22 protein-coding genes are annotated in these 24558 nt (G+C 42.8%); 7 read left to right on the top strand and 15 right to left on the bottom strand.

Features of this window, described 5'->3' with window-relative positions; translation table 11 throughout:
- Positions 1-463 precede the first annotated feature (463 nt).
- Positions 464-1066, bottom strand: coding sequence for a superoxide dismutase (locus tag W7W_RS0107835; RefSeq protein ID WP_010663246.1), 603 nt, complete (start codon positions 1064-1066; stop codon positions 464-466).
- A 288-nt stretch (positions 1067-1354) separates the two neighbouring features.
- Here W7W_RS0107835 and W7W_RS0107830 point away from each other — a divergent pair, with 288 nt between their 5' ends.
- Positions 1355-2644, top strand: coding sequence for an MATE family efflux transporter (locus W7W_RS0107830; protein WP_010663245.1), 1290 nt, complete (start codon positions 1355-1357; stop codon positions 2642-2644).
- A 6-nt stretch (positions 2645-2650) separates the two neighbouring features.
- On the opposite strand, the gene W7W_RS0107825 is transcribed toward W7W_RS0107830, so the two are convergent.
- The 7 genes from W7W_RS0107825 to W7W_RS0107795 form a co-directional block, all read right to left on the bottom strand.
- Entirely contained in the window at positions 2651-3406 is a 756-nt protein-coding gene (locus W7W_RS0107825) for an ABC transporter ATP-binding protein (RefSeq protein WP_010663244.1), read from the bottom strand.
- A 15-nt stretch (positions 3407-3421) separates the two neighbouring features.
- Positions 3422-4537, bottom strand: coding sequence for an MlaE family ABC transporter permease (locus tag W7W_RS0107820; RefSeq protein ID WP_010663243.1), 1116 nt, complete (start codon positions 4535-4537; stop codon positions 3422-3424).
- A gap of 6 nt (positions 4538-4543) precedes the next feature.
- Positions 4544-5158, bottom strand: a complete 615-nt coding sequence (locus W7W_RS0107815; RefSeq protein WP_010663242.1) for an ABC-type transport auxiliary lipoprotein family protein — start codon at positions 5156-5158, stop codon at positions 4544-4546.
- 1 nt (position 5159) lies between these two features.
- Entirely contained in the window at positions 5160-6164 is a 1005-nt protein-coding gene (locus W7W_RS0107810; protein WP_010663241.1) for an MlaD family protein, read from the bottom strand.
- Between the two features lie 71 nt (positions 6165-6235).
- Positions 6236-6526, bottom strand: coding sequence for a phosphoribosylpyrophosphate synthetase (locus W7W_RS0107805; protein ID WP_010663240.1), 291 nt, complete (start codon positions 6524-6526; stop codon positions 6236-6238).
- An 11-nt stretch (positions 6527-6537) separates the two neighbouring features.
- A complete protein-coding gene (locus tag W7W_RS0107800) occupies positions 6538-7536 on the bottom strand; it encodes a 2-hydroxyacid dehydrogenase (protein WP_010663239.1) in 999 nt (332 codons plus the stop codon).
- Positions 7537-7913: 377 nt separating this feature from the next.
- The gene (locus tag W7W_RS0107795) at positions 7914-10076 is read right to left on the bottom strand and encodes an elongation factor G (protein ID WP_010663238.1); all 2163 of its coding nucleotides are present in this window, start codon (positions 10074-10076) and stop codon (positions 7914-7916) included.
- Positions 10077-10451: 375 nt separating this feature from the next.
- Between W7W_RS0107795 and W7W_RS0107785 the strand changes: the two genes are divergently transcribed.
- Positions 10452-10802 (top strand): DUF190 domain-containing protein, encoded by a 351-nt coding sequence (locus tag W7W_RS0107785; protein WP_010663237.1) that lies wholly within the window; start codon positions 10452-10454, stop codon positions 10800-10802.
- Here the strand turns inward: W7W_RS0107785 and W7W_RS0107780 are convergent.
- The 6 genes from W7W_RS0107780 to mutY all read right to left on the bottom strand — a co-directional run bounded on the left by W7W_RS0107780 (position 10793) and on the right by mutY (position 15965).
- Positions 10793-11539, bottom strand: coding sequence for a geranylgeranylglyceryl/heptaprenylglyceryl phosphate synthase (locus W7W_RS0107780; protein ID WP_234408680.1), 747 nt, complete (start codon positions 11537-11539; stop codon positions 10793-10795). The genes W7W_RS0107785 and W7W_RS0107780 overlap by 10 nt on opposite strands.
- A 123-nt stretch (positions 11540-11662) precedes the next feature.
- Positions 11663-12298: a 4'-phosphopantetheinyl transferase family protein gene (locus W7W_RS0107775; RefSeq protein WP_238532129.1), complete on the bottom strand. Its 636-nt coding sequence runs from the start codon at positions 12296-12298 to the stop codon at positions 11663-11665.
- 10 nt (positions 12299-12308) lie between these two features.
- On the bottom strand, positions 12309-12896 hold the full coding sequence (gene gldD, locus W7W_RS0107770) for a gliding motility lipoprotein GldD (protein ID WP_010663234.1): 588 nt from the start codon (positions 12894-12896) through the stop codon (positions 12309-12311).
- On the bottom strand, positions 12893-14221 hold the full coding sequence (gene gldE, locus W7W_RS0107765) for a gliding motility-associated protein GldE (RefSeq protein WP_010663233.1): 1329 nt from the start codon (positions 14219-14221) through the stop codon (positions 12893-12895). Before gldE ends, gldD begins: the two co-directional genes overlap by 4 nt.
- A gap of 25 nt (positions 14222-14246) precedes the next feature.
- Positions 14247-14738, bottom strand: a complete 492-nt coding sequence (locus W7W_RS0107760) for a single-stranded DNA-binding protein (protein WP_010663232.1) — start codon at positions 14736-14738, stop codon at positions 14247-14249.
- 153 nt (positions 14739-14891) lie between these two features.
- Complete coding sequence (gene mutY / locus W7W_RS0107755) at positions 14892-15965, bottom strand: A/G-specific adenine glycosylase (protein ID WP_234408681.1); 1074 nt, start codon at positions 15963-15965, stop codon at positions 14892-14894.
- Between the two features lie 104 nt (positions 15966-16069).
- Here mutY and W7W_RS0107750 point away from each other — a divergent pair, with 104 nt between their 5' ends.
- From W7W_RS0107750 to W7W_RS0107730, 5 genes are all read left to right on the top strand, one after another.
- Entirely contained in the window at positions 16070-16354 is a 285-nt protein-coding gene (locus W7W_RS0107750) for an HU family DNA-binding protein (RefSeq protein ID WP_010663230.1), read from the top strand.
- A 236-nt stretch (positions 16355-16590) separates the two neighbouring features.
- Positions 16591-18141, top strand: a complete 1551-nt coding sequence (locus tag W7W_RS0107745) for an Rne/Rng family ribonuclease (protein ID WP_010663229.1) — start codon at positions 16591-16593, stop codon at positions 18139-18141.
- Between the two features lie 86 nt (positions 18142-18227).
- Positions 18228-19403 (top strand): aldo/keto reductase, encoded by a 1176-nt coding sequence (locus tag W7W_RS0107740; RefSeq protein WP_010663228.1) that lies wholly within the window; start codon positions 18228-18230, stop codon positions 19401-19403.
- Between the two features lie 50 nt (positions 19404-19453).
- Positions 19454-20287 (top strand): DUF6599 family protein, encoded by an 834-nt coding sequence (locus tag W7W_RS0107735; protein WP_010663227.1) that lies wholly within the window; start codon positions 19454-19456, stop codon positions 20285-20287.
- A gap of 244 nt (positions 20288-20531) precedes the next feature.
- The gene (locus W7W_RS0107730) at positions 20532-23510 is read left to right on the top strand and encodes a PEP/pyruvate-binding domain-containing protein (protein ID WP_010663226.1); all 2979 of its coding nucleotides are present in this window, start codon (positions 20532-20534) and stop codon (positions 23508-23510) included.
- A gap of 137 nt (positions 23511-23647) precedes the next feature.
- On the opposite strand, the gene fabD is transcribed toward W7W_RS0107730, so the two are convergent.
- The gene (fabD, locus tag W7W_RS0107725) at positions 23648-24535 is read right to left on the bottom strand and encodes an ACP S-malonyltransferase (RefSeq protein WP_010663225.1); all 888 of its coding nucleotides are present in this window, start codon (positions 24533-24535) and stop codon (positions 23648-23650) included.
- Between the last annotated feature and the right edge of the window lie 23 nt (positions 24536-24558).

The following is a 24558-nucleotide window of genomic DNA, read 5'->3' as shown; positions in this document are numbered from 1 at the left end:
ATTTGACAGGGGAATGCTCAAAATTAAAATCCCTTAAAGAGGTAATTACCGAATTAGGTGTGGTGGATTCTTTCTTGGGAAAGCGGCAAAGCCGAAGCCGATCCGCCACAGGAGACAAAACGGCGGATTGGCGTTCAGCTTTGCTGCTTTGCTTGCCACAGAATCCGCCGCACCTGGTTTGTCATTGGTAGCTTGTCGAAGAATCTGTTCGGTTGAAAACCAGATGTTTCGACTACGCTCAACATGACACTTTTTGGTGCTTTTTACTTTTTGGACAACTCCATGAGAGGGGGCGTGAGGGGTGCCTCTAAACCCAGGGCGCTGCCCTGGGCTATCGCTATCGCTCTCATGCTTTCAGCCTGTATAAGGTAAGTTAAATAGCTCGCATAAAAAAGAGGCTGTCTCAAACGACAGCCTCTTTTTCAGGTATAAAATATTGATCGACAAATGGTTATTGGTATTCTTATCCTTTGAAGCGTTTGTTTACTTCATCCCAGTTCACCACACTCCAGAATGCATCAATATATTCGGGACGTTTATTCTGGTATTTCAGATAGTAGGCGTGTTCCCATACGTCCAGTCCAAGAATCGGAGTTCCTTTCAGGTCGGAAACGTCCATCAACGGATTGTCCTGGTTGGGAGTGCTTCCTACTTCCAGTGAACCGTCTTCTTTTTTTACCAGCCAGGCCCATCCTGATCCGAAACGAGTGGCTGCTGCATTGTTGAAAGTTTCTTTGAAATTATCAAAAGAACCGAATTTTTTCTCGATTGCAGCAAGCAATTCGCCTTCAGGTTTTCCGCCGGCATTAGGTCCCATTACTTTCCAGAAAAGATTGTGATTAAAAAAGCCACCACCATTGTTCCGCACTGCAGTTGAGTGTTTGGAAACATTGGATAGGATTTCCTCAATGCTTTTCCCTTCCAGTTCTGTGCCTTCAACGGCTGCATTTAGTTTGGTGGTGTATCCGCCATGGTGTTTTGTATGGTGGATTTCCATGGTTTTGGCATCAATGTAAGGTTCTAATGCATCGTATGCATAATCGAGTTTTGGAAGTTCAAATGCCATAATGTTTAAGTTTTTATGATTAGACAATCAATTTATTTTCTCTTATTTCAGATAAACTTGTCCAAAATTAATGCCTATTTGGATTTATTCCAAATAAAACGAATTAAAATTTGTTAAATGTTTTGTTATGCGGCTTCGACAAAAGAACCTTTAGGTGCTGAGACTTGCTTGTAGTGGGGGTGTAAATAATGACACAGTATTTTTTGAGGGTACTACTATTCTGATGAACGGAGCCGGTTTCTCAATCATGGGGGTTTGTTATCTTTGCATCCCTCAACTCGCTTGAATATGAATAAAGAAATACTGCGGCTTGCGATTCCAAATATCCTGACCAACCTTACGGTTCCGTTACTTGGTATGGTTGATCTCTATCTGATGGGGCATCTGAATTCCACACTATTTATGGGTGCAGTAGCTCTGGGCGGAGTCATATTTAATTTTGTTTACTGGGGATTTGCTTTTTTACGCATGAGTATGAGCGGGGTGGCCGCTCAGTCCTTTGGCCGGGGAAACCGGCAGGAAATGGCGCTGGTTCTGCAGCGCGGGCTAATGGTGGCATTTTCGGGAGCGGCGCTTTTATTGATGTTTCAGGTTCCGGTGGGAGATTTTAGTTTTTGGTTACTGGAAGGTTCCGCGGAGGTGAAAGCGATTGCGCGGGAGTATTATTTTATTCGCATTTGGGCTGCACCGGCGGCAATTTCACTGATGGTTTTTTATGGTTGGTTTCTTGGAATGCAGAATGCTTTTTACCCGATGTTAATCTCCGTTAGTGTAAACATATTGAATGTTTTGAGCAGTGTTTTGTTTGTACGGGTGATGGGACTTAAGGCTGAAGGAGTTGCACTTGGTTCGGTTATTGGTCAGTATGCTGGTCTTATCCTGGCAATCATATTGTTTTTTAGGAAATACAAATGGGCCTGGCAATTTTTTACTATCAGATTAGAGGTTTTACGTCAGGGGTTTTCCAAATTCATGAATGTCAGTGGAGATATTTTTATCCGGACCCTCAGTGTGATAGCAGTTTTCACTTTTTTTACTTCGCGTTCTGCAGGCATAGGAGATGATACACTTGCTGCGAATAGCGCATTGCTTCAGTTTGCATTACTTTTTTCTTATTTCCTCGATGGCTTTGCATTTGCCGCCGAGGCCATGGTTGGGCGCTGGTTTGGAGCTAACGATAAAAGTACCCTGAAAAAAACCATTGGATTCCTTTTTTATTGGGGATTTGGTATGGGGGCTTTGTTTACAGTGCTTTATGCGATTGCAGGAGACCAATTGCTTCACTTTTTTACCGATCAGCAAGAGGTTGTAGATAGAGGAAGTGATTTTCTTTGGTGGGTCATTTTCCTTCCCCTTGTAAGTTTTCCTTCCTATATCTGGGATGGTGTTTACATTGGGGCGACTGCTTCAGTGCCTATGCGCAACAGTATGGTTATTGCTGCCGGGTGTTTCTTTTTTCTTCCATTTTTTGTGCTTTTCCCGTATATGGGGAATCATGCCTTGTGGTTGGGAATGTTGTTGTTTATGCTGGCTCGTGGGATAATTCTTACCCTGTTGTTTCCCCGCTTATTGAAGTGAAATATGTCATCCTTTTTTCCCGCCTGTTCCCACAGTGAAGAAGTCCTTCAGCGAAGGGAGGGAAGACTTCCTGGCGCTACTTAGTGTCCCGTCAAAACCAATGACTCCATCTTCCACAAAAAGTATCTTGTCGGCAATTCGGAGAATACTGGAGACTTCGTGAGTAACCATTACTACAGTCATTCCCAGTTGATCCCGTAGTTTCAGAATAAGTTCATCCAGTGCTGCCAGTGACACAGGATCCAATCCGGCTCCCGGTTCATCGCAGAAAAGCAGCGGAGGATCCAGAATGATGGCCCTTGCAAGGGCCGCCCGTTTAAGCATTCCGCCGCTCAATTGGGAGGGATACAGATAATAGGCATCTTCCAGGTTGACCAGATTAAGCTTGGTTCTGACCATCTCTTCAATCAGTCGCGGGGGGAGGTCGGTGTGCTGTTCCAAAGGGAGTGCGACATTATCACCAACGGTTAGAGAATTTAGCAATGCTCCGTTCTGGTAAAATACGCCCAGTTTCAAATAAAAATCAAGTTCATTCTTCTCTTCTAGAGTTGCAATGTCCTGATCTAACAGATTGACAACTCCGGCTTCCACAGGAAACAGACCTAGTAAGTGTTTGAGTATGGTACTTTTGCCTGAGCCGCTGCCTCCGAGAATGACGGTGACATCTCCCTGGGATACGCTAAAGGAGACGTCTTTCAATACTTCCCGCTCGTCGAAAGACACTTTAAGATGGTTGACTTCTATTATGTTGTTTTGTTTCATGTTATTGTCTGTGAACTAATAAAACATCAGCCCAAGAATACTGTCGGCAATAATGACCAGGGTTATAGCGGCTACTACCGAACTGGTTGTGGAACGTCCTACTCCTTCGGCTCCTTCTTCTACTTTAAAACCAAAAAATGCTCCGGTAATTACAATAATCACTGCAAATACGATGCTTTTGATCAACCCGGTAAGGATGTCTTTCTGATAGAGGGCTTCCGGCATTCTGTTGAAAAATATTTCGGGGGTGATGTCAAGGTATAAATAAGCAGCAAGGGCTCCTCCTGCAATGCCCGATATGCTCGCCAGAATTGTCAGAAACGGAAGAGTAATCAGACTTCCGTATATTTTGGGAATTACCACAAATCGAAGTGGGTTGAGTCCCATGGTCTTCAAAGCATCAAGCTCCGAAGTGACTTTCATGGTGGCAATTTCCGCGGCAATGGCTGACCCACTTCGGCCTGCCACCAGAATAGCCGTAATCAGAGGCCCCATTTCAGCCATCATGGCGATTACAGTAAGGTCAACAATGTAAATGTTGGCCCCAAAATTTCTCAGTTGTGAGGAGGATTGAAGTGCCAGTACCAACCCTATTATGAAAGCCATTGAAGCTACAATTGGTAGTGCATTGACTCCAATGGATACTGCCTGATTGAGAAATTCTCCTTTTCGTCGTTGTTTTTTATTGAAGACATCCCTCACCGACCAGAACAAAATATCTGAAACCAGGTAAAAGAATGTGACAACATATTCATTTAATATGTGGATTGCTTTATCACCAAGATTATAAAAGAAAGGCTCTTGTTTGCCGGTTGCAACAGTTTTGTTTTTTACCGGTCGGAAGAGTTCCAGTTTGTTTGTAATTTCTTCGGAGGCATCCTGCATATTCAGCGTGATGTCGTAATGCTGAGCGGTTTCTTGAAGAGAATGCAGCGCTATTGCTCCGGCACTATCAAGTTGGGTGAGGTTTGATAAACTGATCGTGAAACCGGAGCCGGGATTTGAGCGAAAAAAAGCTTCTGTATCATGAAGGAATCCGGCACTGTTGTGGATGTTCAAAGGTCCGGAAACACAAATGGTACTTCCTTTAAGATAGAAATATTGCGATGTATGAATGTCTTTTTGCTTCACGCCCGGCTAGTGCTTTGATAAGGTTTCTTGAGTTTTAGCTGCGAATGCAGCCAGCTCTTCATGGAAAATAAGACTGATTTCCGAAGCCAGCAGGTTGAGGTCCCGCTCTTGCAAAGCGGATCTCCTGTCTGCACTGTGAGTTAGTAAAATGGCATCGGTATCTATGTCAATTAGATCAAACTTCAGATTCAGATGTGCTTCAAATGTTTTTCGCTTTGAGGAGACTACCTCAAGATTAAAGATGGTGGTTTGAAGCCTATAGTCAGGTGTTCTTTCCCAGAAACGGGCAGCAGCTCTGGCAAAGGTTCCGGATTCAGCCAGATAATCGATAATGATGGGAGTAAGAAAATCAGCAGGTGGAACTGCCCATTCATGATTTCCGAAATAGCGTACCTGATGAGAATTATCCCGCAGTACTATGCGTCGGGTATCGAATGCGGGATAAACCTCTACTTCATCCACTTCACACCATGCATCCGATTGGTGCAGTGAATCTAAAGATACTATAGTGGTATCATTTAATGATTCAATGACATAATATCTCTTTATGGCTTCTTTCTGAGATCCGCAACCGGCCGCTAAAAATGCAGTTAGTAAACTAAGTAGAATGGTTAGTCTCATATCAATTTTTTAATTGTTCGTCGGGCAGATTTTTTTGTTTGTTTTTTCGGATAAGCAAGGAGGGGTTGTTGTTGATTTTTCTTGATGCCTCATCCAGGTTGCGTAAGGTGGATTTAAGTAACTCCTGACTTTCTACAAAATCACGGGTTCCCTGATTTATATCGTCATCTACCTTGATGAGTAAGTCCTGTGTACGGGCAACTACTCCTGCCAATTCCTCAATCAGTCGGGTAATGTCTGATTCGTTAAGCTTTTGGGTAATGTCCCGGGTGTTTCCGAGAATGTCTGCAATAGAGTCACTCCCAATGAGTTTGTTGATTTTTTGGAGTGTTTGATCCAGTGCGATGCTTGATCCCAGAAGGTTCTCACTGATTTTATTGGCATTTCGGATGGCGGATCGAACGTCCGTCTGGTTGTTGTCAATCAAAGAGTCAAGGCGCAAAATAGTCCGGTCTGCATCAATAGTAAGTTCATTGAAATTGCTGAGCAGACGGGGGAGTTTTGAAAGTGTATCGGGATGCGTGATAACCAGCAAGTTGTTGAGCACATTCTCAACTTTGGTGGCAATGACTTCTGCTTTTCCTGTAATTTCAGATGTGAGAGACCCCCCGGGTTGAATGTAAGAGCCGGGAGAGAGAAGGTTCGCTTCATTGGTGCCACCTCTGATTTCAATAGCCTTCATGCCTGTTATTCCAAGTGAAACTATTTCTGCCTTGGAATCTTCCTTGATGGGGGTTCCCGGCTTTAATGATAATTCCACCACAATGCTTGTAACATCCTGAGGGTTAATGCTTATGTTCGAAATGGTCCCTACGTTTATCCCCAAATACTTCACGGTACTGCCCACTTCCATACCGCTTACCGATACATCCTGAAAGGAAACATAATAGGTGTCGGTTTTTTCAAAGAATTCGCGGGCTGTAAAGAAGGCAATAAGAAAGATGAACATTGCGGAGCCCGCCAATATAAATATTCCAAGTCTGATCTTTTTTGAACGGTTTTCCATAGTTTGCCTGTAAGGGTTTTGCTTACCTTATTATGCTTTTGCTTTCAGGTGTAACTCAAAGATAATCGATTTTATTTTCTTACGGGTATTTTCCTGATGGTTTCTATGGCTTGTGAATGTTCGGAATTGAATGACATAACCAAGGTTCCTTTAGTGCCATCATTGGCTTCTATGGCAAAGCAAACCATCTCGTCGGCAGGGTCGGTAGGCCCTTCAAAGCGATACGACTGTACAATTTTGAGTTGTTCGGGGTTGAATTTCTTCTTGCTCCTCAGGGCTTCTATGCACTCTTCGGTGGCCCGAAAGTCTTCGGTAAAACCGTCCTTGTTTAGTTTGTTGATTGCTTCTGATAAAGTATCCATAATGTTGAGTTTTAATGTTTGGAAACTATTTCGTTTTCAAGTGGTTTCCCCTCTTTGAAGTCTTGAATATTTTGCACTGTGGTAGTTGCTATTTGCTCCAGTGCTTCTCTGGTAAAGAACGCTTGATGCGAGGTGATCAATACATTGGGGAAACTCATCAACCGCATGATATCTTCATCCTGGATGATGTTTTCAGAAAGATCATGAAAAAACAAACCTTCCTCCTGTTCGTAAACATCTATTCCAAGATAGCCGATTTGTCCTTTTTTAAGTCCTTTGATGGCATCTTTGGTATTGATAAGTGCCCCGCGACTGGTGTTTATCAGCATAACTCCCGGTTTCATCTGCTTAATGGTCTCCTTGTTAATCAGGTGTTTTGAATCCGGGGTGAGCGGACAGTGAAGGGATATTATATCGGATTGTTTCAACAGTTGTGGAATTTTCAAATATTTTACTCCTTTGTCTTTTAGTTCATTATTAGGGTAAGGGTCTTGTGCTATGACTTTACATCCCAATCCCAACATGTTTGTACAAAATTCGGCACCTATCTTACCGGTTCCTATTACTCCTACTGTCTTTCCTTTGAGGTTAAATCCGGTAAGCCGTTCCAGCGAAAAATTACTTTCCCGCACACGGTTATATGCTTTGTGGGTTTTTCGGTTTAGTGTGAGAATCAGGGCTAAAGCATGTTCTGCTACTGCGCTTGGTGAATATGCCGGAACTCTCACTACTTTAATGTTGTGTTTTTGGGCGGCTTCCAGATCAACATTGTTGAATCCGGCACAGCGGAGTGCGATGAGCTGAATCCCGTTTTCTGCAATGCTTTTGATGACATCTGTATCCAATTTGTCGTTTACAAAAACACAAACTCCCTGATGTCCTTTCGTGAGTTCAGTGGTTTCGCAGTTCAGTGTGCCATCAAAGAAGGTCAACTCAATGCCTGTTCCTTTGTTGACGTTCTTAAAATACTCTTTGTCATAAGATTTTGTATTAAAAAAGGCTATTTTCATAAAGTGCCGTTTTATTGGTTTTATTTTAGAGCCTGTCTAAAGTTTGTTTTTAGTCATGTGTCTGATCAGAAAGTGCCAATTTCAATGCCTGCCCCGATATCATCGGGGGCTTGCGACCGTGCGCCGCCTATAGCTTTAGCGGTGGGCGCAAGCCGCCAAAAGCGCAGTCCCGAAGTAGCTTTGGTAAGGTTTTTTGAACAAAAAACCAACAAAAAGCACAATAGGGATGAGTATTTTGGTGGCAAGCGTAATGCAGTAAGTGGTACTTTATGGACAGACACTACTAAACTAACCTTTTCGCCAGGTCTAATGTTCGATAAGTTAAACAAAAAAGGGTGTCCCTGCAAGAGACACCCTTTCCGAAAAAATGAAAAAGCTTATTCTTCTTTATTTTTGGATGCTTTCTCGTAATCTGCAAGCAATTGTTCCTGGATCTCGGGCGGAACTTTCTCATACTTGCTGTATGACATTGTGTAGAAGGCACGACCTCCGGTGAGTGAACTCAGTGATGTGGAGTATTTATTCATCTCCTTGAGCGGGACCTTGGCTTTAATAACCTCAAAGCCTTTTTCACTATTCATCCCTTCGATGATGGATCTTCGTCCCTGAAGGTCACTCATAACATCACCCATGCGATCAGAAGGAACTCTTACTTCCACATCATAGATGGGCTCCAGAATTTTTGGCCCGGCTTCCTTAAAAGCCTGACTGAAGGCATGGCGTCCGGCCAGTTTGAAACTAATTTCGTTGGAGTCTACGGGGTGCATCTTGCCGTCATATACACAAACCCTGATGTCACGTGCATATGAACCAGTAAGTGGTCCTTCTTCCATTTTTTCCATCAGTCCTTTCATGATGGCAGGCATAAATCGGTTGTCGATGGCACCCCCCACAATACAGTTGCAGAAAACCAGTTTCCCACCCCAGTTGAGCTCAATTTCTTCAGTGTTCCTAACGTTGACCTTAACCTCCTGTCCGTTGAATTTGTAAACAGTTGGAGCAGGCATTTCTTCGTAATAAGGCTCAATGATGAGGTGTACTTCCCCGAACTGACCGGCACCACCTGATTGTTTTTTGTGACGATAATCCGCCCGGGCCTGTTTTGTAATGGTTTCCCGATAAGGAATTTTCGGAGTGAGGAATTCGATGGGCAGTTTATCGTTGTTTTCAATTCTCCATTTCATGGTGTTGAGGTGAAACTCTCCCTGACCGTGAACCAGTATTTGTTTCAGCTCTTTGGAGTACTCCACAACAATGGTGGGGTCTTCCTCATGCATACGCTGGAAGATTTCGCCCAGTCGCTCATCATCACTCTCATTTACCGGCCGAACTGCCGTGCGATACTTGGGGTCCGGATATTTGATTGGTTCAAATATGAAGTTGCATCCTTTGGTGTTAAGTGTATGGTTAGTTTTTGTTTCCTTAAGCTTTACAGTTGCACCTATGTCTCCTGCCTGAAGTTCCTCCACTTTATGGCGGGTGTTTCCTGCTACACAATATAGTTGGGACAATCTTTCCTTACTTTCCCTGGTCATATTGTATAAATCCATGCCTTCTGAGACTTTTCCCGACATCACTTTAAAGAAACTCACTTCGCCGAGGTGTGGCTCTATGCTTGTCTTGAAAACAAAAATGGAGGCAGGTCCATTGGGATCACAGAGAACATCTTCGCCTTTATTGTTCTTTTTTGGAGGCATTTGAGATACCAGTGGGATAATGTTGCCCAGAAATTCCATTAATCTGCGCACTCCCATGTCTTTTATGGCAGAAACACAGAAAACAGGAAAAAGGTCTCTTCCGACAAGCCCCTTCCGAATTCCGCGACGCATCTCTTCTTCGTCCAGGGATCCTTTTTCGAAGAAAAGTTCCATCAGGTCTTCATCATTCTCAGCGGCTGCTTCTACCAATTCGTTGTGTAACTCATCGGCTTTGGCCTTTTCGGAATCAGGAATTTCCAGTATCTCGGGCTCTCCTCCGTCGGGACCCCATTTATACATTTTCATTTTCAGAACGTCCACCAAAGCATCAAATCCGGGACCAACATTAATCGGGTACTGAACGATAACCAATTTCCGGCCAAAAGCCTCTTTGGCCATATCCATGGTGTTGTCAAAGTTCGCTTTTTCATGATCCAGCTGATTGGCCACGAAAATTACCGGTTTGTGATAGGTCTCCGTATAGCGGAAAAGGTTTTCGGTACCTACTTCAACTCCTTGTGCGGTATTGAGTACCATGAGGGCTGTGTCGGTAACATTTAGTGCAGTAATGGCGCCACTAATAAAGTCATCAGCTCCCGGAGCATCGATGAAATTTAGTTTTTTCTCCTGCCACTCAGTGAAGAGTACGGACGAAAAAACCGAGTAGCCATATTCATGTTCTACCCGGTGATAATCAGATATAGTATTTTTGTTCTCAATATTACCTCTGCGGTTTACAACACCACCCTCGAAAAGCATTGCTTCAGCAAGGGTGGTTTTCCCCGAGCCGCTGCTTCCAAGCAGCGATATGTTTTTGATTTGATCGGCCTGATATACTTTCATAGTAGCATAAATTTAATAAAAGGTTAATAATATTCGTTAAAAAAGGGTTCAACGTAAAATTAGTAAATCCCTGAAAAGATACAAGTAATGAGGGTGATTTTCTATTGTTAAAATGTTTATAAATGAACTTTAGTGATTGAGAAGATTAAATTATAAGTTTTGGGTGATGAATGGAAGCCGGCTCAACTTTAGATTCTAATTTTTCCGGCCAGAGATGTGCGGTTTATTGTATTTCGCAAACCGATGAACGTTGTGGTAGATTACTTTCCAAATGGTCATCTTAAAATCACCGAAAAACAACCCTTTGTAAAAGTTAAATTGAAATTGTCAAAATACATCAGTAAATTGATTATCTGTTTTATCAAATGATGTATTATGAATCTTTCCGGTAGGGTTAAGAAGCTGGTAATTATTGTCGGGGAATCCGATAAGGTGTATCAGCGCCCTCTTTTTGAGGCAATAATTTATGCAGCAAAGAAATACAAAATGTCAGGTGTTACGATAACCAGAGGGGTAATGTCGTATGGAGAAAAAAGCCTGTTGCATAGCAGTAAGATATTTGCTCTTTCGGAAGATAAGCCTGTGATTGTGAGTCTTGTGGATGTGGGAGACCGGTTGAAAGATTTTGCTTTGATAATAAATCGTCTGCTGGACAAAGCCAATGCCGGAGGTCTTATAACTATTGAGGATGTGGAGGTGCTCCGTTATGGCGAACATTACGAATGAGCTGTGATCTCTGAAAAATCTCTCAGAAGTTCGGGGGTCTTTTCCAGGGCACTCCCGATAACAACAATATCTGCACCTGCAGAGATTGCTGTTTTAAATTTTTCAGGAGTATTTATGCCCCCTCCAATCATCAATGGGATTTCAAGTTGTTCTTTAACTTTCCTGATCATTTCAGCTGTGATGGCGTTTTTGGCTCCGCTGCCGGCATCCATATAAATCATTTTTAAACCAAGCATTTCACCGGCAATGGCAGTGGCCACGGCGATGTCGGGTTTTTCTGCCGGAATGGGGCGGGTCTGACTGATGTATTCCACCGAAGTGGGACTTCCTCCGTCAATGAGCATATAACCTGTAGGTATGGTTTCAAGCTTGTTTTGGCGAATTGCCGGTGCTGAGGTAACATGTGCTCCAATCAACAGCTCCGGATTGCGTCCCGATATCATAGATAAGAAAAGCAAAGCATCTGCTTTGTAGGAAACTTGTGATGGATGCCCCGGATATAAAACGACGGGAATATCTGTGTTTTGTTTCAGATACTCTACGACGGGTTCAACCGGTTGAGTTGTCAGACTTCCGCCTACCAGAATCAGTCCCGGCCGGTATTGGTTAATCAGATATGTTTGTTTTTCCAGGTCTTTGTTCCGGCACTTGTCGGGATCAATCAACAATGCCAGCATTTTGCTGTGCCGGCTTGTGTTTTGGAGAATATGTGAATAAATACTCAATGTCAATAGCAATAAATGATTAATGTTTTATTCCGGTTTCAGCAAATATACAATAGTTCCTGAAAAAAGCCGGAACTTTTCAGTTGCTCTGACCTTTATTCTTCATGCGTTTTCGTGACGGGTAATTCATGAAGATTAAACAGTCCATGCCAAATAAAAATCTTTGTGTATGGTGTACTTTAGTTGAAGGAGCTCGGGAGAACGCTGGGTGTGTATTACTTTGGCTGAGAAATTGCCACCGTGGGTTTTGGGAGTAAAAGGTTGAGCGATTATCTGATCTTTAAAAATGAGTCCAGGGATGCCACATTGTTTAAATGCAGCTTCTTTCAGGCACCAGATGAGCCCCAGTTGACGCTCTTTCAGCACACGGTTTGAGGATAAAAACGTTTTCTCTTCAGGATGCAGAAAACGATTCATGACTTTTTCAATTCTTGGTGATGGGTATTCGATGTCTACTCCGGGGGTCTTTTCTTTGGAAACAGAGATGGCTGCATATCCTCTTGTGTGTGAAATGCTTATTTTGTCGTTGCAATCGATCAGGAATGGCTGCCCGTTGTCTTTGTAGCGTGCTGCCGGGTATTGGCCTGTGTAATGATGGATAAGGACCCTGGAGGCCAGCCATTCGAGCCGGCGTGCAGGAAAACTCAGCCGTGAAAAGAATGACTTTTCTTCTTCCTTCAGAGCGGGCAATAGATTCAGGAGCTCTTCTTCTGTCTCGCTGATTTGCCATACCACTGTCACAAGCGATGACCTTTCTTTCTGTTCAAACATTACCGGCATGCTACAATGAGTTCCAGGTGAGTGTTTCCATTAAGTGAATAATGTCCTGCTTTACAAATTCAAGAACGGGAGCAATGGAGTCCTTGTTGGGTACTGTGTTGAAATACAGTGATCCTCGCAGGAAATGTCTGGTGCTGTCGGTGACAAAGAATTGAGCCGGAGAGGCTGTGTTGCCTTCTATTTCATACAATATTCCATAAACCTCTTTTTCCGGAGATTCAAAGAGTTGTTCTTTAATGGCATCGGCTTTAATGGTGTGTTTAAACGCCAGTTCCCGGTTGTCTTCGAGCAATTGGTATAGGTTGTCTTCAACCGGTTTGTAACTTATGTGGATTTTTGCATCAAACCGGGGGAAATCCAGATTTATCCAAAAAGGTTCTTGCGTTCCGCTGTTGTCCGGTTTTAAACGGGCATATTCAGGAAATTCAAAAGTATAGGGCAATGTGGTGTCCGCTTTTTGATACGTTTTTTTCGGCAGGGTTATTCTGAAATACCCTCTTGGTTTAGGTGCATAGTTGTTGCTGCACGAAACGAAAAGTATTGCAAATAAAAGAAAAGTAAATCGTTGTATCAGAGATTTTTGTGTCATAAAACCTGCCTTTTTGTAAATTTTATTTTCTTTATCCTGCGTTTGTCCGCTGCCAGAATGGTGAATTTGTAAGGACCAATTTCAATAATTTCATGTTTTTCCGGAATAACTCCTTTTACTTCCAGCAATAGTCCAGCAAGCGTCTCTGCTTCTCCCTTAAAATCATCGAAAACCGATTCGTCCGTTTCTGTGATTTTTGCAAAGTCCTTCAGCATGGTTTTACCCTCAAAGGCTAGTGATCCGTCGGGCTGAACAGAGAAAAAGTCTTCTTCCTCATCCAGTTCATCACTTATCTCGCCAACTATCTCTTCAAGGATGTCCTCCAGCGTAACGATTCCTGAGGTTCCCCCATATTCATCTACTACGATGGCCATGTGGATTTTATTGGTCTGGAATTCAGTCAACAGATCATTGATTCTTTTGGTTTCGGGGACATAAAAGGCAGGACGGATTAAATTTTGCCACCTGAATGTGTTGTCTTTCCCAAGGTGTGGGAGTAAATCCTTCACGTACAGAATGCCTTTTACATTATCGGGTGTTTCTTCAAAAACCGGGATTCGTGAATACCCCGATTCAACGATGACAGACAACACTTTGTTAAAATCACTTTTGATGTCTATGTCGGTTACATCAACCCTGGAGGTCATGATTTCTCCGGCGTTGATGTTGCCAAAGGTTACAATGCTTTTGAGAATCTCTTTTTCTTCAAATACTTCATCACCTGTCAGATCCAGTGCGTCAGATAAATCGTCCAGCGACAGATTTCTTGCCCGTTGTGCGGCCTTGTTTCTTACGTATTCCGACGATCTAACCAAAAGCATGCTGAGTGGTTTCAGCAGATTGGTGGCTGTTTTCAGTGGGAATGCTACACGTAATGCAAAACGGGCAGGCGACTGTCCGGCGAAAACTTTGGGTAAAATCTCTCCGAAAAACAGAATAATGGCCGTAATGATGATGACATCAAATACAAATTTCAGGGTAGTGCTGTCACCAAAAGAGATTAGTCCTGAGGAGATAAATGCTGCCAATATTACAATGCCAACATTGATGAAGTTATTGACAATAAGGATTGTGGCCAGAAGTAATTCCGGGTTTTCCAGATGCTTTATGACTTGCTTGCTTCGGGAAGTGTTGTTTACTTTCAGATGATCGATGTCATCGGGTTTGAGTGAGAAAAATGCCACCTCGGAGCCTGAGACAAGCGCCGATCCTGTCAGTAAAAAGATGGTCGCTACAATGGCCACTCCCAAACTGGTAGTGAACGGTTGTAGCGATACATCAAAAGCCATTAGAAAAAATCCCGACAGAAGAGGTTCCGTTTCCATGGATGTAATTGTTTTTCGGTGTTAATTAAAATGGAAGATCGTCTTCCTGTTCATTGCTGTCGTCTCCGGCACTGAAACCTTCATTTCCGGATGACTGATTTTGTGGGGCCATGCTCTGACCTGAATCCGGAGTCGGTTGTGCTCCTGAATTGCCACTGTATGAATTGTCATCAACGGCGGGGTTATCCGATTTGCGGCCCAGTAGTTTTACCGTGTCGGCAATCACTTCTGTTACGTATTTGGTGACTCCGTCCTGTTCGTACGACCGGGTGCGAAGCTTGCCTTCCACATACAGTTGTGTGCCTTTTTTGATGTATGATTCTGCAACTTTAACAAGACCACGACGTACGGTAACATTATGCCAGTCTGTCCGTTCCGGGATTTGCCGACCATCACGTGTGGTAAACCCCCTTTCGGTGGTTGCCAGGGTAAAATTGGCTACTCCTTTATTGTTGTCAAAATATCTTACATCAGGGTCTTTCCCTACGTTGCCTACTAAAATTACCTTATTTATCATTGTTTTCAGGTTTTGGATTTTAAAAAGCTAAAGTACTAAACTTTTGGCTGCATTTCATTATTTTTTCAGGATTTTTGATTTGTTTCCATTGGTCAGAATCTCCTGTATCTGTTGTCTGTGTTGGTTGTGACGGGTGCTGTCGTGCTGTTTATTTTAAGGGAGAAGTTTGCTGAGGTTTTCAGCGATAAGTTGTGGGAACGGAATTTCTTTGATTTGGTTTATAGGAATGGATTGAAAAGAGGTTTCATCTGTCCATCTGCTTAAAAGCTCCTCAGAAGTTATTTCCACCTTATAGAAACTGGTATGTAATTCCTGATGAGTGAGCAGGTGTCTCTTTTCCAATGATTTCTTGATGCCTGAAAACCCGGTGTTTTTGTTTTTTAGTTCTTTTTCAAGATCGTTCGAAGATGCCGGCCCGGGAGTTTCAATCAGCGGGAACTGATAAAGTCCTTTCCAGATATCCTGCCCTGTTCTCTTATTTATAATGATGTGTTGATTCTTTATTATTATAAGGTAGTGCAGATATCTTTTTTTTCTGGTTATTCGCTTTGATTTTACGGGAAAACGATTTTGTGTTCCTGTCGCAAATGCATCGCATGTTTCGTTTACCGGGCATTGCTCACAAAGCGGTTTTGCCGGTTTGCATATCAAAGCACCCAGCTCCATGATGGCCTGGTTGTGACCGGCAGGGTCTTTTTTATCCAGTAACTCATCGGCAACTTTTGAGAAATGTTTCCGGCCTGCTGTAGAATCAATGGGTAAATCTGTGGCAAAGTAGCGTGACAGTACTCTGTAAACATTTCCGTCAACTACTGCATGGGGCAGGTTATAAGCAAAAGAGGCAATTGCGGATGCTGTATAGGGACCTATTCCTTTTAAATTCTTGATTTTTTTGTATGTTTGTGGCATCTTACCATTGCATTCGTTGACAATGGTTTGAGCTGCCTGATGCAGGTTTCGGGCCCTGGAGTAATACCCAAGGCCCTGCCAGAGTCGCATTAAGCGGGTTTCAGATGCTTGCGCCAATGCAGTTACATCCGGAAAAGCTTCAATAAACCTTTGGTAATAAGCCAGCCCCTGATCCACCCGCGTTTGCTGCAGAATGACTTCTGAGATCCATATTTTATAGGGATCTTTGGTGTCACGCCAGGGCAGTTGGCGACCATGCTTGAAATACCATTCTCTGATTTGTTCGGGGAAATTGGTCATTATTAAAATTTTATGCAAAAATAGGGGTTTTGTTTTTTTTCTTATGGAATTCCTTTATCTTTGCATTCTGAATTTCGAAAAAGACGTCTAATTAGTTGATAATTAAATAATTTTATAAAGAGATGACAAAGGCTGATATTGTTAACGAAATTTCGAAGAATACAGGAATTGAGAAGGTTACGGTTCAGAAGACTGTTGAGGCCTTCATGGAAACAGTGAAAGGTAACCTGGTAAAGGGTAAAAATGTGTACCTAAGAGGTTTTGGTAGCTTCGTAGTAAAGAAACGTGCAGAAAAAACTGCCCGTAATATTTCCAGAAACACTACCATTATTATTCCCGAGCATTTTATTCCTTCGTTCAAGCCATCTAAGAGCTTCGTTACGAAAGTGAAAAACAATGTTCAGTAAAGATGTTTAACTGTTAAATTGAAAAGCTATGCCAAGCGGAAAAAAAAGAAAAAGGCATAAGATGTCAACGCACAAAAGGAAGAAAAGATTGCGGAAAAACCGTCATAAGAAGAGAAAGTAATCTTTTGACCTCATAAGACTTAAAAGAACAAACTCCCCTTTTTGTGGTGTTTGTTCTTTTGTTATAAGTATAAAATCGCTCTTTGAAATAATTTTTATTTAACTTAATTCGTATTGTGAGTGCAGAACTATTTGTAGATGTAACTCCCAGCGAACTTGTTATTGCTTTGCTTGAAGATAAACGCCTGGTTGAACTCAGGCAGGAGCAGAGCAATGTCAAATTTGCCGTTGGCGATATTTATCTGGGAAAAGTTAAGAAAATTATGCCCGGGTTAAATGCCGCTTTTGTGGATGTCGGATATGAGAAAGATGCTTTTTTGCATTATTTGGATCTGGGACCTCAGTTTCAGAGCCTTAATAAATATCTCAAACTCGCCAAAACCAAAAAAGGGAGTGTTTCATTGCACAAGTTCAAACCGGAAAACGATATTAATAAGAACGGGACTATTTCAGATGTGTTAACCGGTGGACAGGAAGTTCTTGTCCAGGTGGCTAAAGAACCTATTTCTACCAAGGGCCCCAGGTTGACCTCAGAAATTTCCATTGCTGGTCGAAATCTTATTCTCATTCCTTTCTCTGACCGAGTGTCGGTGAGTCAGAAAATTGATTCTCCAGAAGAACGAAGCCGTCTGAAACGTTTGTTGCTCAGTATAAAACCTAAAAACTACGGGGTCATTATCCGAACCGTGGCTGAAGGGAAAAAAGTAGCCGAACTTGACAAGGAGCTTCGCACCCTCGTTAAAAGATGGGAAGATTCTGTTGCCAGGGTACGTGACGTAAAAATCCCCGGACTTGTTCTGGGTGAAGTCGGACGTACCTCCGCCATTCTAAGAGATCTTCTTAATCCCTCATTTCAGTCGGTATATATTAACGATACCGAAATCTTCAGGGAGGTGAAAGAATACGTTGAGTTGATTGCTCCCGGAAGAGAAAAAATTGTAAAACTTTACAGAGGTGATGCACCTTTGTTTGACCAGTTTGGAATCGAAAAGCAGGTGAAAGCCCTCTTTGGACGAACAGTATCGTTCAAAAGTGGAGCTTATCTTATTATCGAGCATACAGAAGCCCTGCATGTTATTGATGTGAACAGTGGTAACAGGTCGCGATCTTCATCCGATCAGGAAACCAATGCTGTGGAAGTCAATGTATCGGCTGCCGAAGAAATCGCACGGCAGCTAAGACTTCGTGACATGGGAGGGATTATTGTTGTTGATTTTATTGATATGCAAACGGCTGAACACCGTCAGCGCGTATTTGAGAAAATGAAAGAGGCCATGGACTCCGACAGGACAAAACACAACATCCTGCCGTTGAGTAAATTTGGTCTGATGCAAATCACGCGACAACGGGTCAGACCCGAAATGCATATTCAAACAGCTGAAAAATGTCCTGTATGTAAAGGAACAGGGGAGATCACTCCATCTGTTCTGTTTGTTGATTCGTTAGACAATCAACTCCGGTTTGTAGTGCAAGAGCATAAATTGAAGAATTTGACCTTGTGGGTGCATCCTTATATTTATGCCTATCTGAAGAAAGGCTTTCCCTCTCAGGTGCTGAGATGGAAACTTGATTTAGGTTTTGGCATTAAGGTGAAACCCTCCGACTCTATTGCATTTTTAGAATTTAAGATTTCTGATCAAAATAATAAAAAGGTCGATCTCAGCTGAGATCGACCTTTTTTGTTTTTAGACCTTTTCTTGCTTATATTTAAGCATTGTGTTTTGCTTTTTTATCTCTCTTAAATGCTGATTGTATGAGCAAATCTTCTTTTAACCGGCGTAATTTCCTGAAACTGGGTGCGGCCGCTACAGCCGGATTTATTTCTTCTTCCGGTAAAACGGCCGAAGTTTCTTCTGTGAATCCTGAAAAGCAGGATGCGGTTATTTACCGTAACCTTGGTAATACCGGAATCCGTCTTCCTGTGGTAAGTTTTGGTGTAATGAGGGCAGATAATCCGAATATTCTTAAGGCAGCCTATGGTCTTGGGTTTAAACATTTTGACACGGCCCATGGTTATCAGGGCGGGCGAAATGAAGAGATGTGTGGCAATTTCTTTAAGGATAAGCCACGTGATTCGTTTGTTATTGCAACAAAAGTAAAGCCGGAAAGAAATGCTTCGGGTGAAGAATTCCTGAAAATGCTTGACCTCAGTTTGGAAAGACTCCGGATGGAGTATGTGGATATCCTTTATTTGCATGCAGTTGATGATGAGGAATATCTTCACTCACCCGCATTTATTGAAGCTATGACGCTGGCGAAGAAGTCGGGTAAAGTGAAGCATGTTGGATTCTCCACACACCGTAATATGGCTCACCTGATCAATGCAGCAGTTGATAAAGGTTTTTATGAGGTTGTTTTAACCACCTATAATTTTCGGTATGCAGAGGATGATGAATTGAATGGAGCTCTTAAAAGAGCCCATGAAGCCGGCATTGGCATAGTAGGAATGAAGAATATGGCCGGAGGATGGTTGGATGAAGATAAAACCAAACCGGTAAACTGTAAGGCTGCGTTGAAATTTGCACTCTCCACACCTTACGTGCATACTTGTATTCCGGGGATTGTTTCGTTCGATATGCTGATGGAAAACTGGTCTGTCGCTTCGGATGTGAGGCTTTCCCCGTCTGAAGAAAGCGATTTGCAACTGGCCCGAAATGAACAGGGGATGTTTTGTTCCGGATGTAGTTCGTGTGTTGGCCAGTGCCCGCGCAATCTGCCGGTCTCTGACCTGATGCGTTCATATATGTATAATTATGCTTATTCGTATCCCGCAAAAGCCCGTGAAACGGTGCTTGCCTTGAACCTTTCTGACGATCCCTGTGTGGGGTGCGAAGAGTGCACAGTACATTGTAAAGCGGGTTTTGATGTAAAAGCTAAGATTACAAATATCGCCAGAATCGGAAATGTTCCCGGGGAGTTTCTTGTATAAAAGAATATTTGGCCTGTTGAGTTATTGTTAATTTTTTAATTACTATACGGATGAAACTCTTGTTGTTTTCTTTTGCATTGATGCTGTCTGCTTCTGTGAATGCTTTTTCTTTTACACCTCCCCGGATAGATGGGTGGCAACAAGATGGAGAGGTTAAGGTTTTCGATCAGAGCAATTTATTTAACCATATCAATGGAGCCTCTGAGTTCTACTTTAGCTATAACTTCCAGAAAGTCTGGGTTGTTCACTATGAAAAAGGAGATGCTGAATTAACGCTTGAGGTGTATGATCATGGAGATTCTAATCATGCCTTTGGCATTTATAGCATGGAACGTCCACCAGAAGCGGATGTGCGGAAAATCGGTGCTCAGGGGTATTATGAAGACGCAATCCTGAACTTTGTTGTGGATCGTTATTATGTGAAAATGAATTCATATCGTGAGCCGGGAGCTGGTAGCGGCGTGCTGCTCAATACTGCCAAAAAACTTGTTCCCGATTTATCTGAGAGTACAGGTCTTCCCCCTGTGATAGAACTTTTTCCACAGGAAAACCGGGTTCTTAACACCCGGCAGTTTATTCCCAACACTTTTATGGGACTGGAGTTTATGGGAAGTGCTTTCAGGGCAGGTTATGAGAATGATGAGGGCGAGGTGACGATGTTTATAATGGAGAGAGAGAATAATGACCGGATAAAGGAGATTCTTCGCAATTATTTTAAATTTGCTCAAATGGATATTCCCGGGCTGGTTGAAGGTGAGTATGTCATTGAGGATCCTTTTAACGGGACTGTTTATCTGTATTGGGAAGGTAATAGGCTATTGGGTTTTTCGGGAGATAATGTTCCGTCTCTTAGAAATTTTCTAGTTGATTCGATCTTAAAATAGAAAACTCTAGTAAAGCGGGCATTCGATCTTAGGTTCCTCCTGATTGGCCGGCCCACAAGAACATGTATAAAACCTAATCATGCGAGTTCCATACGACCTTGATAAACAAATTTTATACGGATGAAATAAGAAATCCTGTCTTCGGGCAGGATTTTTTTTGGTCTTTAATGGAGATAAACCTCTTTGTTTTGTACTTAAAATCCTATACCTTGTTTTGATGTTTTATTAAAAAGTAGGATTAACTATGGGCACTGAAAATCATTACGTTGAGCTGTCTAAAATATTCAAAAGAAAAAAATCAGATCAGGATATCTTTCAGGAGTTGATGGCGTTTAAGGTAACCGAGGTGTTGCTTGTTGCCACTCATTACGATTCCTATTCGATTGTACGTGAAGGTCGTTTTTTTGATAAAATTTTTGGAGAGTATCTTCAGCTTAACCTTTTTTCCGCCCCCCGCATTACCAGTGTTGCGACTTATGATGAAGCTCTTTCGCTGATATCGAAACGCCGGTTTGATATGGTCATTCTGATGGCAGGCCTGGATAAACAAATGCCTGTTTCATTGAGTCAGGAAATCAGGAGGGAAAACAGTGAGTTGCCCATTTTGTTGATGGTCAATAACAATGAGGATCTCAAATATTTTGATGAGCCATCGTCACCCGGAGGAAGTATCGATAAAGTTTTTGTATGGAATGGGGATTCCCGTGTCTTTCTGGCCATGATTAAATATGTGGAAGATAAGAAGAATGTGGCCAATGATGTGGCAGTGGGTGATGTCAGGATTATTTTGCTGGTGGAAGATTCCCAACGCTATTACACCCGATACCTGCCATTGCTTTACTCCATTATAATGACGCAGACGCAAAATATCCTTACGGAAGAAACTTCGGATCAGACCCATAAAATATTGAAAATGCGGGTTCGCCCAAAGGTATTGCTGGTCAGTTCGTACGAGGAGGCGGTTGAAATTGTAGATCACTATCTTGATAACCTTATTTGTGTTATTTCAGATGTCAAATATTCACGTAACGGCAAGCTGGACAGAAATGCCGGGGTTGATTTGATTAAGTATGTCAAATCAAAAACCACGCTGCCTGCTTTGTTACAGTCATCCGATCCTGCCAATGCGCAAAAAGCACAAGAGGTAGATGCTGATTTTATAGATAAAAATTCCGACACCCTGAGTATGGATATTTATAATTTTATCCATCAAAAGCTGGGGTTTGGAAATTTTGTTTTTACCAACTCCCGGGGAATTATTCTTGCCACTGCCCGGAATCTGAAAGAGTTTATTCGTTGCCTGCAGGATGTTCCTCCCGAATCCCTTCTTTACCATGCTCAGCGAAACGGGATTTCTACCTGGCTGATGGCACGGGGTGAAATTTCCATTGCCAAAAGGCTACGGCCATACAGAATTGAAGATTTCGACAGTACCACCAAGTTGAGAATGAAGATTCTGGATGTTTTTGAGGAGGCGCGGATGGAAAGGCTTAGAGGACGTGTTGTGCAGTTCGACCCGGCGATGGTTCACATGGATCGATTTGTGATGCGCATTGGTGATGGATCTTTTGGCGGAAAGGGACGAGGGCTTGCCTTTTTAAGCAATTTTATTGAAAACATTGACTTTAATTCTATCGTACCCGAACTGAATATAAAAATCCCGCCAACTACCATTCTAGGAGCCGGTGAGTTCACCGCTTTTCTGGAAAAAAACAATTTTCAGAAATCGGTATATGACGAAAAAGATTATGAGGAGGTAAAGAAGCGTTTTCTTTCTGCGCGCCTGAGTGACGAGGTTGACCGGAAACTGCGTCAATATGTGGAATATATGGACGCCCCGCTGGCTGTGCGTTCTTCCGGATTGTTTGAAGATAGTCTTTTACAGCCCTTTGCAGGAGTTTTCACCACTTATGTTTTGCCCAATAACGATCCCAATCCGGAAGTTCGTTTTGACCAGCTCGCATCTGCTGTTAAATTGGTTTATGCTTCTATTTTTAGTCCAACGGCCAGAGATTATTTCGATGCAGTACATTATAAAATAGATGAAGAGAAAATGGCCGTCATCATTCAAAAACTTGTTGGCCAGAAAGCGCACGAACGTTTTTATCCCCATGTGAGCGGTGTGGCCCAGTCTTTCAATTATTACCCATTTTCTTATATGAAGCCCGAGGATGGATTTGCCGTAATTGGTGTTGGACTGGGAAAATATGTGGTAGGAGGAGAAAAAGCCTGGCGTTTCTGTCCGCGGTTTCCGAACCTGGAGTTGAGTTCTCTGGGGGATCAGATCAAAGATTCGCAGGACTATTTTTATGCAGTTGATCTTGAAGATACAAGTTCAACCCTGATGGATGGAGGAGAGGATGCTTTTGTGCGGAAACTGGATATCACCGAGGCAGAGGAGGACGGAAACCTCAAACATTGCGCAATGGTTTATGATATCAACAATGACCGGTTAACCACAGATCTTTCGTTGAGAGGTCCCCGGGTGTTGAACTTTGCCAATATCCTGAAATATGATTTGGTTCCACTGCCTCATGCATTGGATGTCCTGTTGCGCTATTTCAGGGAGGCGATGGGGGCCCCGGTGGAGATTGAATTTGCTCTTGATCTTGATGCCGGGCCCAACGGGTACCCAACCTTGTGGTTGTTGCAAATAAAACCTTTGATACGGTTGGAAAACCATGTGGATGTGAATTTTGATGAGGTAAAAGAAGAACGAATAGTTCTGAAATCAGAAAAAGGGATGGGAAATGGACGGTATGAACATATCCGCGATTTGGTTTTTATGGATGTGGAAAAGTTTGATCGTATTAAGACCCGTGAGATGGCTGCTGAGATGGCTGAGCTGAATAAAAAAATGGAAAAGGAGGGGCGTGAATATGTTTTAATTGGTCCCGGGCGTTGGGGAACACGTGATCCATCAACAGGAATTCCTGTTTACTGGTCGCAGATTTCCCAGGCAAGAGTTGTTGTTGAAATGGGACTGCCGGATTTTCCCCTTGATGCATCCCTGGGGTCACATTTCTTCCACAACGTGACTTCCATGAATGTAGGTTATTTTTCTGTCAGAAGAACAACCGATGTGGAATTTGTTGACCTTGATTTTCTTCAGGAACAAACACCCGTCGAGGAGACAAAATATTTTAAAGTAATTCAGTTTGAAAAACCGCTTACCATTTTGATGGATGGAAAAACGCAGAAAGCGGTCGTGATGTGGAACTAGTGTCAAGTCAAGTGAAGAATGTCGGGCAAGCCGCCGCTATTTTTCACCTTGTGCAAATCAACAATAAAGCAGGCTAGATTATAAAGAAAAACAGTCCGCTGAATGTTTCGGCAGACTGTTTTCTGATATTGAAATAATTATTGTAATTGACTGACTCCGTCGGTTTGAGCACTTCGGTCTACTTTTTTGATAAGTCCCTGAAGTACTTTTCCCGGGCCGATTTCTGTGAAGTGATTGGCTCCGTCGGCCAGCATATTCTGTACCGTTTGGGTCCATCTTACCGGTGCTGTTAATTGCGATACGAGGTTGGCTTTGATATTGGCCGGATCTGTTTGAGGTTTGGCATCCACATTCTGATAAACAGGACAAACCGGAATATCAAACCTGGTGTTTTCAATGGCTTCGGCCAGCTCTGCACGTGCAGGTTCCATCAGTGGAGAGTGAAATGCACCTCCTACCGGAAGTTTTAACGCTCTTTTAGCACCTTTTTCTTTCAACAGGTCACAGGCTTTGTCGATTCCTTCAAAGGTTCCTGAAATCACTAACTGTCCGGGACAGTTGTAGTTGGCTGCTACCACCACATCATCGATGGCGTTGCAAACCTCCTCAACAACCGAGTCTTCCAGACCGACAATGGCTGCCATGGTAGAGGGTTTTATTTCACAGGCTTTTTGCATGGCCATTGCTCTCTGATATACCAGCCTGAGTCCGTCTTCAAATGACAGGGCTCCGGCTGCAACCAATGCAGAAAACTCCCCCAGTGAATGCCCTGCAACCATCTCTGGTTGAAACTCATTGCCCAGTGTCTTAGAGAGAATTACCGAATGCAAAAATATTGCCGGCTGGGTTACTTTTGTTTGCTTCAGATCCTCGTCCGTTCCCTCAAACATGAGGTCGGTAATACGGAATCCCAGAATTTCATTCGCTTTTTCAAAAAGTTCCTTGGCCATGGGATTGTTGTCATAAACATCTTTTCCCATTCCAACGTATTGGGCGCCTTGCCCGGGGAATACGTATGCCTTCATTTTTTGTTGGTTTTGATGAATTT

Origin of the sequence: Marinilabilia salmonicolor JCM 21150 (genome assembly GCF_000259075.1) — a bacterium.
Taxonomy (GTDB): domain Bacteria; phylum Bacteroidota; class Bacteroidia; order Bacteroidales; family Marinilabiliaceae; genus Marinilabilia; species Marinilabilia salmonicolor.
Note: the sequence above shows the minus strand (reverse complement) of the source record. Positions and strands in the feature narration are given on the sequence as shown.